The following is a 9,670-nucleotide window of genomic DNA, read 5'->3' on the forward strand; positions in this document are numbered from 1 at the left end:
TACACCGGCAGCATCCCACGGAACGTGCCATCAGGATACCCCGTGGAAATACCCGAACCACCAAGCCAACGCACCTCCGCCGCATGAGGCGTCGCATCAGACACATCCGAGAACGACCTCGGCTCGACACCACCGCCCCTGCCGGCCTTCACCGCCAGACGATACAGGAACGCCGCCATATCCTGACGGTACACCGGCAGCATCCCGCCGAACCTCCGCATGCGGCGTATCCCGCGTCACATCACGGAACCGCCTCCAATCCGCGTCCGACGGCTTCCACGAGGAGGCGTCACCCACACCCAGGCGCCTCGCCTCACGACGAAGGAACGCAGCCATATCCTGACGCTTCACCGAATCCATCCCACGGAACGTACGGGAACCATCCGGCTCCGGCCAACCAGTCGACACACCAGTATCAGCAAGCCACGCGATATCCTCCGCATGCGGCGTCGCGGACCAATCATTATTGGCCAGTACTTCAGACCGGTTATTCACATCGATGAATGTCGATTGCTGCGGCGGTGTCGAGGTTTTCCAGCCCGCGTTCTTGCGCAGATTCCAGATCACTTGTTTGGCTACAGGGTCGGTAACCGTGATCACAGTACCATGTCGAGGACCGTCGCCATCGGCATTATTCGCCGTGTTCACCGTCTTCGATGCACCTGATGATGTATAGGCGTTGACCAGTGATGGCGAAGTCCACCCGGATTGCAGTCGCTGGGACATCTGTACGTGCGTGCCCGTGCTGAAGTAGGGACGACGCACATGGTCATCAGGCGTCCAAGTTGCCAGCTGGTCAGTATAGAAGTAGTACCGACCGTTATACTTTGTCAGCGACGGAGCTTCATACCCGGTCAAGACATTGCTGTTGACGAGTGACCATTTCCCGGTCAACGTGGCGTTGTTCTTCCAGATTTCGTTGGTCACTCCATGGCGTTTAATGGAAAGGTACGCCGACGTGCCTTCGAAATACAAGGAATCATCGATACGGTTGCTGTCCTTAAGAGAAAGGTCAATTGGTTCAGCGGTCTTTGCTTGGGCGTGAAGCACCGTCGGATCATTGGCCTTCGGATTCTTGGCGGGGTCATTCGTCGCGTACAGTTCCGTGAACCTGACCAGATACGGGTACATAGTGTCATTTTCAGGATGCCCGTGGAAAGCACCATAGTATCCCAGCGATACAACAGCATATGGGATGCCCGCCGGCGACACAGCCCAATCCGCGGCTACAGCGTCGAACTGATTCCCCGTACCGTTGCTATGCACATTCGCAGGGACTGCTATTTTGACCTGCCGCTGGTCCGACCAATGGACAAGATCCTTTGAATTCGACACCACAAGGCGCAACGTATGGTCATTGCCGCTGTTGGCCTCGTTCGAGAGCATCCAGAAGTATCCGTTGTGGAATATGATGCTCGGGCAGCTGAAAGCATACAAGTCGTACTTCCTGCCGTCCTGGCGAGAGCCTTGCGCCTTGTTCTCCGCAGCGTTGTTCGGCGTCAAGTCCTTGAATGCTTCGCTGATTTTCTCCATATGGACACCATCCTGCGACATGTAAAATGTGTCCGTGCCATCCTTCGCGCTGTTGCTGAAGACGCCAAGCATGACGTCCGGGAGCACGTCAGCCTGGGCCGGCGTCGCGGCGGTCATCAGCACCATTGATGCCGCGAGTATGATGCAAACAAAGTGGAATAAGCCTTTTGGCCTTCTCTGGAGCCCCATCTTCCATACCTCTCTATATCTCTATAGAAATTTCTCACCGGGTTCGGCGTCGATAAAAGCCGGACCTGCAACAATTATAAGAAAGCGGTATTTCGCAATCCACGGCTGTCTTGCGAAATACCGCTATTCCTTTACACATCAATGAAGATGCTACTTTGCCTCGTGATAGGATTTTTCGGTGTTGACCGACCAGACGTTCTTCTTGTCTTTTCGTCCGCTCTTGATATTGCTTACCGCCTCCATCGCAGTGACCATGGAATGATCCATGTTGTTATAGCGATGTTGTCCGTTTCGGCCAACGCAATACAGGTTTCCGAAGCTGTCCAGCCAAGGGGTCAGCTTATCCATGTCATACCAGGTATCGAAATACGCAGGGTAGGCTTTCTTCACGCGTTCTCGATGGGCATCAAGCACGTCGGACTTTGAGCCGATAATCTTCATACGAATCAACTCTTCGATTGCGAAGTTGATTCCTTCCTCATCGGTCTGGTTCCAAAAATCGTCACCTTCATTGCAGAAATATTCGAGACCGATCCAGACTTTATTATCGACATCCTTAACAAGATAGGGACTCCAATTATTGAATATCTGGATTCTACCGACCTTGACGCTGGTGTCTTGCACATAAATCCAGCAATCAGGAACAATCGGAGGATTGCCGAGGGTCGGAATAGAAGTTTCATTCTTCAGGTTCAGCTTGTCGACGAGCAGACCCACTGTGACGAAATCACGATACGGCAAACCGTTGGCGATGGTCAGCTGTTCCTTGCTGACAGGTTCCGCGCTTTCACCGGCATCAATCGCGTTGACGAGGTCTTTAATCGGCATCGAGGAAATGAACACATCACCGTACACCGTGTGTTCCCCGCCTTGAGAATCGCGATACACCACCGATGAGATGGCGCCATCCTTCTCGTTGACCTTGGTTACGGTGGCGTTCTTGAGAATGGTGCATCCATTGCCCATATCGATTTTTGCCACGGTCTCCCACAATTGGCCTGGACCATACTTTGGGTACCAGAATTCCTCAATCAGCGAGGTTTCTCCCTCACCGGTCTTTTTTTGCTTCCCCAGAAGCTTGTCCCACGCGTCCTTGAGCACAGCCGTAATGGAGATACCTTTCACGCGCTGTGAACCCCAATCCGCGGAAATAACACTCGGACGGCGTCCCCACAGCTTCTCAGTATATCCTTCGAAGAACATGCCATACAGCGCACGCCCGAAACGATTGATGTAGAAGTTCTCGAGGTTGTCTTCAGGCAGCTTGTGAATCAGCGATTTGAGATACGAGAACCCGACTTTCATGGTCTGGGCAAATCCCATGTTCTTGAGTGTGTCCCATTTCAAGCTCACCGGGTAGTCGAAGAACTTGCCGTGCCAGTAGATTCTGGATACGCGGTGCCTCTTGAGCATCACCTCATCCACTTTTTCCGGATCCGGACCGCCGGGTTCAAGATCATGGACTCGGCCGAGCTTCTTGTCATCATATGAAGGCGCTCCTTGAAGCGGCAGAATGTTCTTCCACCAGTCCATGACACGGTCATCCTTCGAGAAGAAACGATGGCCTCCAATGTCCATACGATTCCCGTTATGCTTTACCGTTCTCGAGATACCGCCGAATTCGTCACTTGCTTCAAGGACTGTGACATTATAGCGGGCTGCTCCACCGTCTTTGAGCAGCTCATACGCAGCAGTCAGACCGGCGGGGCCGCCGCCGATAATGACAACAGACTGAGTATCGGTCATCGAATTACAACCTTCCTTACGGAATAAACCAATAGTATTACCATATATGTCAATTGCGACGTCAGGGATTCAACCGTCATGAAGCCGATCAGTGCACGACCACGTCCCCGTTTTGGAACCGCTGACGCCACCAGCCCCCGCCCATGCTCTGCTCATCCGCGACCGGGCCGCCCAACGACTTGAACCCGCCATTCGCGTAATACGAGTCACGCAGGCTCAGCAACACCACATACTTCTCACGCGAGCCGTTCCTCGTCCACACGTCCCCGTACTGGAACCGCTGACGCCAATACCCGCCACCCATGTTCTCCTCGTTCGCCACAGGCGCACCCACACGAGAGAAGCCGCCATGCTGGTTCCACGAATCACGCAGATCGAACTTCACCACGAAGAACTTGCCGGAACCGTTGCACCACACGTCCCCGTTCTGGAACCGCTGACGCCACCAGCCCCCGCCCATGCTCTGCTCATCCGCGACCGGGCCGCCCAACGACTTGAACCCGCCATTCGCGTTAAAAGCCTTTCGCATAGAATCAAGCACGATGAACTTGTTTTCTGTCCCCCTAGTCCAGATATCTCCGTGTTGGAAACTTTGACTCCACCAATTCCCAGCATGACGCTGCTCATCGGCGATTGGATATCCAAGCTTTCCTGATTCGAATCCGGTCATTCTCCATTTTTCACGCAACTGCCCCGCCGTATAATGTGCTCCGGTCGATGGAGTCCATGAAATCGCGCCATGCTCAAAATTCTGGTAGCAATTCACGTTTCCTGCTGTCCAATTGCACACCTCTTCGGCTATCGGCCACCCGATGACGCTGTTCCCGGCGCCTATGGATTGCCACTCCTGTCCCATGGCGCCTTTGACTTGATAGTCCTGCAACGGGTCACCCGCCGGGTTCTTGTTTCCATAAGCATTCATATCCACGCAGCCTGAAATACCGTTGATGCTGCCACAGTCCGAATATTGCCATGCACGTTCGTTCGTCGGGAACGCGGTATAGGACATATTGGGGCCATATTGCGCAACCCATTTCGTTTTTGCATGGATATTCGTATTGTTCAAAGCACTATTCAGATAGCTCGTATAGGAATATACAGCGAGATTCGTATACCCGGCTGACTGCAATTCCCTCCACCATGCGTCAACGATGGCGCTGTTCACATTGGGGTCTGACGGAGGCGTGTGCCCTGTCCATACCCATTTTTCGAGATCGTAATATACTGGCAAGCGCATGTCGTGAGGAGAAACCCCTGCTTCTCTCAACAGGTTTGCCATGCTTCTGCCTTCTTTTGCAGCAGTATTCGCGTCATATGCGTACGAATACAGGTACACCCCGAACGGGATGCCGAGGCGTTTGCATTCGTTAATATTCCGAACCGCATACTTGTCGAATCCATTGCCCCAGCCGTATCCGATACGTATAATCGCGCCCTGTACGCCATCTGCTTTCGCGGCTTCCCAATTTATGGTCTTCTGGTGTTCGGAAACATCAACGATTCTCTTGGCTTGTTGAGCAAACAGCACGTCAACCTTGCTTTTCGTATTTCCATTCTTGACCGCTTTACGCCCGAAGAATGCAGAAGAGCCGTTATACTCCCCCCAATGGGCGCCATACTCGTTCCCGCTGAAAGCAATGGTTTCGACCGACGCACTCTGTTGCCGGGTTTCTTTGCCAGAATCGGATATCGCTTCTCGTACTTCTGCCACAGATACCGGAATGAAAGTTCTGCCACCTGTTCTCGCCAACGGATCCGGCGCTTTATCGGTCGTGCCCACAATCTTCGGGTCGGTGATTACGGTACCGTTCCTTAAATTCCTGACAACTCCAGAAGAGGAAACGGCAAGCTGCGGCGAAATCACCGTTGATTCATCAGTAACCTTCGATGACACGTGTTGAGGGAGAGCGACATTCGGATTTTCCGGCATGGCCACCTTGCTGCTCTCGACGTTTGACGAACTGTCCGTAAGAGTGCGGGATTCATCAGATGTGTCCACAGCCCGGTCGTGCGTTTCCTGCATGCCCGCTGTTGTTACCGACTGTTCCAGCAGCAAAGGAAAAGCCACCAACGGCACCGCGATAACACAACCTAAGATTCGTCTGATGATTCCTTTCATGTATTCCGAACCTCACAATCTGTTGCCGACGGACAATCTGCCGATCTGTGATTTATTATCGCATAATGCCATACATTGTCACCCCTCACCCCCGTGAGCATTACCCATGGGCCAGTCAGTAGGCTACATTGGTGAATCATGAGCGGACAAAGAACAATCACTGACGACAACGTGCTTATCAATTCGAAAGCCATCAATGCAATCAGTCGGACGTCTCCGGCAGATGATGGCAAGACGCATTCGCACGATATCCTTATCGCGGTTTGGAGCGTCATTGTCTCTTTGGCATCCGTCTATTCGTTGCTTCTACCGTATCGGACAGCAGGTGATTTCCTTCCGCAAGGTCGCCTCAACACGTTTCTTGATGATGTGCACGCTATAAATATCAACGGCAGTGTCCCACCTGCTCTGCTGGTTCTTGCACTTACCGTCCTCTGCATACCGGCAGTACAGGTCTTTGCAGGAGCAACAAGGCGGATCCGTTTTCTGGCGGCGCTTGGCGGGGCAGGTGTTTCATGGTCGATCACCTTCAGCAGCATGGGAAGGATACGTGTCGGAGAATCCTTTGCAGATGCCGCGCCTGATCTTGGATTCCGCGTATTCTCCGCGATATATCAAGGCATACGCTGGTTGTCTGTAGCGGCGTTGTTCACCGTACTTATTGCTTGGATGTTCCAGCGGATTCACCAGCATCAGAATAACTCGAATCAGATCGACGCCCCTGATGACAATGTTTCGGGGAATATCTTTTCCAGGGTTTGGACGAGCCTATGGAAAGGCCTGTCATGGAGTAAGGGAGTATATCGTTCGTTCACGACTCCTCACGTCATGATCATCACCGGCACCATACTCTTGTGCTGGATCCCTTGGATCATCATGATGGCACCTGCGAATATCGCCGCGGACACCGTGGCCCAGCTGGTCTGGATGAGAACCGGCAAAGCATGGGACCCGTCCACACGACTCGATTTGCCTGCACAATACCATCTCAGCGACCAACATCCCTGGTTCGATAGCTTGATTTATGGGGCCTTCGATCATCTTGGACTTGCTGTCGGCAATGAGGCGTTCGGACTCATGCTCCTGGCAATCGTCCATGTGATAGCTATCACCGCGGCACTCGGTATCACCATCTCGTATCTTGGCGGCAAACTTGGCGTGTCATGGAGACTGTGCCTGGTGATTACTGCCGCATACGCTTTGATACCTGTTTTCGGCCGGTTGTCCATGAGCGTCGTCAAGGACTTGACGTTCATGCCGTTTTACTTGTTATGGTCGGTACTGTATGTCGAATATATCAGAAGGGTGCAGCGGGAAGAACGCCTGGGCTGGCGCTTTCTTCTCGCGTTCTACTGTCTTGCCATGCTGTGCGGGCTGACCAAAAAACTGGGGATCTATGTCATTGTCGCAGCTCTGGTGGTTTTACTTGTTTTCATGCACAAGCGGATTATCACCGCAATGCTGATTGTCGCATTGGGAGTGAGTACTCTGATAATACCGAAGATTGCCTATCCCCAGTTGCACGTCGCTCCCGGAGGAATCCAAGAGATGATTGCGCTACCCCTACAGCAGGGGGTGGCTGCGCTTATCCGCCATGGTGACGAAATGACCGAAACCGAACGTGATGCCATCACTGCCGTATTCTCATGTCCGATAGAAGAAATCGAACATCGTTTCACAACCAATGCCTCCGATCCGGTGAAGGATTGCTACGACAGAAAGACGACGTCGAAGAATCTGATGGCGTTTATGAAAGTGTGGGCCGTGCAAGGTCTGCGCCATCCAAAAACATATCTTGAATCAACAATCTGGACATTGAAACCGTTCGTCTTGGACGGGGCATACGACGAAGGGTTCTTCGTCCGTTGGGGATGGCCGGAAAAGGGCGGCAACATGATTCTGCCCGAATACAAGGAGTATCAGAAATCCGCTCCCCAGCAGGTCGGTTCTTCCGTCTATTCGATCATGGAGGATACTCCTGTAATCGGCGTACTGATGCGCGAAGGCATATATACGCTTTGGTTGCCGTTGCTTGCGCTGCTTGCCTGCCTTGCGCAACGCCGGTATCGCAATCTTCTGTTCCTTGCGCCCGCGATGCTCACCGTGTGCACTATGGCCGTGCAACCGATGCACCAATTCAGGTACTCCTGGCCGTTGGCGTTTGGTATGGCGTTCATCATCACAGCGCCCTTCATCAGCGAGACGATGATCAAGCGCCCGGAGACACAACCCAACGAATAACAGTTGTGGCTTCAGGGCAATCCGATTCCAATGCTCTGAAGCCACAACCCACAATTCTAGCTTCTACCGTTTCGTCTCGCAGGCGATACCATCGCCATCGCGATCCAAGGCGCTGCGATACCCCGGATCCCCGCGGCGCAAAGGCGCCTTCCCCGCTTTCCTGACCTCGGTGCAGTTCTTGTAATACACCGTTGCAGGAGGATTAGATGGCTGGGACGGCCTGGCCGGCTGCGATGGTTGGGACGGCTTGGATGGGGTCACCGGCGGTTGCGGCGGGGTATACACCCATCCCTCGCTGATCCCCTTCAAAGTGAGCCAATAGATGTCATGGCAGTGTGGAGTCGACTCGTTCACATCAACATAACGATCATAAATCCACGTGTTCGATGATTCCGGACTCGCGGGCTTCCCCGCAAGACGATACAGGAACGCGGCCATATCCTGACGTTTGACCGAATCCATACCACGGAACGTGACCCTGCCATCGCTCTCGGTCCAGCCACTGCTGACACCGGTTTTCGCCAACCAGAGAATATCGGCATAATGCGGTGTGGCTGGCGTCACATCGGCAAATGCGATACCAGCTCCCGATGCGGGCCCATACACCCCGGCGAGTTTGCGCATGAACGCCGCCATATCCTGACGCTTCACCGAATCCATACCACGGAACGTCCGAGAACCATTCGGTTCCGCCCATCCGACGCTGATGCCTTCATGGGCAAGCCACCAGATCTCCTTGGCGTGTGGGGTTGACCAGCTTACATCCGCGAACATGCGCATATCGCTCTCGGACGGAGCATAGTCCGGGCTTCCCGCCCAACGATACAGGAAAGCGGCCATATCCTGGCGGAGCACATTACTCATGCCCCGGAATTCGTACCGCTCGCCGTTGGAAGATATCGTCCCGGTGTCGACAAACGGATGACCTGAAGGCTGGCTTCCTCCCCGGGCGATCACCGCCCTTACCAGACTGGTTCCCTCAGATGGCAATGGGTACCCTTCGCAAGTATTCAGCACACGATTCATGGCATTGCGCTCGTTGGCAGTAACGCCCAGTGAATATTTGCGCTTCACTGCTATCTGCTGGGCGACATAAGGGCACTGAGCCACGGCGTTCGACGGCTCCCACTCGTCTGCGGACTGGTCGCCTTTCTGCTGGTTCGCAGGTCCGTCCACCGCTGCCAGATTGAACTGGTCATTGCCGAAGCTTTCAAGTTGTTGTCTGCTCCATGCCGATGCCCCATCATTCCACGCGTCATGCAACGCAACGATGTGGTCTATCTGGACAGCCGAGGAGGTTTGACGCCCGCGAACAAATGCAATGGTTCCGCCGGTATACGGATCGCGCAGCGAACCGGATTCCACGGTGCACCCCTGTCGCTCGACATTGTCGAGATCTCTGGCGAGCACATCGTCGCGCGTCCTGCAACCATCATGGTCGGCGTCGACCGTATCATACGCGAACTCTGTTCTGTCATATCCGGCAATATTATGCTGTGGAACAACAGTCAATGTTGATAGCACCGATTCAGCATCCGGCTCAGCCGCCTGAGCGGCGGAAACAGTGATCGTGACCGTCATTCCAAGCGCGACGACGCATAAAGCCGCGGGAAATACACGCTTCATTGACACCATGGGCTCTCCTTCTATTCTCCAGCCGAAAGAGTGAACTTCGGCAACCCGATGTACAGACTACTCGTCTTGCATGTACCGATTGGACGTACACGCCGACCAATGGAGAGCACCCGACGACCGCCGGCCCCCGGACAGGCCGCACGCCGGACAACCGTCCACGAAAACACACCCCCCGGATACGGGAAGGTCCCGCAAGGCAGACGCCCC

The 9,670-nt window shown here is 54.0% G+C and carries 6 protein-coding genes; 1 reads left to right on the forward strand and 5 read right to left on the reverse strand.

The features are described 5' to 3' along the window. The 4 genes from WD012_RS08510 to WD012_RS08120 form a co-directional block, all read right to left on the reverse strand. The coding region (locus WD012_RS08510; RefSeq protein ID WP_422614390.1) for an S-layer homology domain-containing protein at nt 1-179 on the reverse strand (179 nt) is incomplete at its 3' end. Further along, on the reverse strand, nt 97-1,722 hold the full coding sequence (locus tag WD012_RS08110) for a glycoside hydrolase family protein (protein ID WP_339563246.1): 1,626 nt from the start codon (nt 1,720-1,722) through the stop codon (nt 97-99). The genes WD012_RS08510 and WD012_RS08110, both read right to left, overlap by 83 nt. Before the next feature lie 150 nt (nt 1,723-1,872). After that, nucleotides 1,873-3,468, reverse strand: a complete 1,596-nt coding sequence (locus WD012_RS08115) for an NAD(P)/FAD-dependent oxidoreductase (RefSeq protein ID WP_339563247.1) — start codon at nt 3,466-3,468, stop codon at nt 1,873-1,875. 88 nt (nt 3,469-3,556) lie between these two features. After that, nucleotides 3,557-5,587, reverse strand: a complete 2,031-nt coding sequence (locus WD012_RS08120; RefSeq protein ID WP_339563248.1) for a GH25 family lysozyme — start codon at nt 5,585-5,587, stop codon at nt 3,557-3,559. A 138-nt stretch (nt 5,588-5,725) separates the two neighbouring features. Between WD012_RS08120 and WD012_RS08125 the strand changes: the two genes are divergently transcribed. After that, entirely contained in the window at nt 5,726-7,828 is a 2,103-nt protein-coding gene (locus tag WD012_RS08125; protein ID WP_339563249.1) for a DUF6020 family protein, read from the forward strand. Nucleotides 7,829-7,891: 63 nt separating this feature from the next. Here WD012_RS08125 and WD012_RS08515 read toward each other — a convergent pair whose 3' ends face one another. Then, nucleotides 7,892-9,463, reverse strand: a complete 1,572-nt coding sequence (locus WD012_RS08515; protein WP_422614389.1) for an excalibur calcium-binding domain-containing protein — start codon at nt 9,461-9,463, stop codon at nt 7,892-7,894. Nucleotides 9,464-9,670: the final 207 nt, after the last annotated feature.

Source organism: Bifidobacterium thermophilum (genome assembly GCF_037482445.1).
GTDB lineage: Bacteria > Actinomycetota > Actinomycetes > Actinomycetales > Bifidobacteriaceae > Bifidobacterium > Bifidobacterium thermophilum_B.

Excerpts from the sequence above, each read along its gene's own strand:
- WD012_RS08110 (WP_339563246.1), bottom strand. The coding sequence starts at position 1,722 with ATGGGGCTCCAGAGAAGGCCAAAAGGCTTATTCCACTTTGTTTGCATC.
- WD012_RS08115 (WP_339563247.1), bottom strand. The coding sequence starts at position 3,468 with ATGACCGATACTCAGTCTGTTGTCATTATCGGCGGCGGCCCCGCCGGT.
- WD012_RS08120 (WP_339563248.1), bottom strand. The coding sequence starts at position 5,587 with ATGAAAGGAATCATCAGACGAATCTTAGGTTGTGTTATCGCGGTGCCG.
- WD012_RS08125 (WP_339563249.1), top strand. The coding sequence starts at position 5,726 with ATGAGCGGACAAAGAACAATCACTGACGACAACGTGCTTATCAATTCG.
- WD012_RS08515 (WP_422614389.1), bottom strand. The coding sequence starts at position 9,463 with ATGGTGTCAATGAAGCGTGTATTTCCCGCGGCTTTATGCGTCGTCGCG.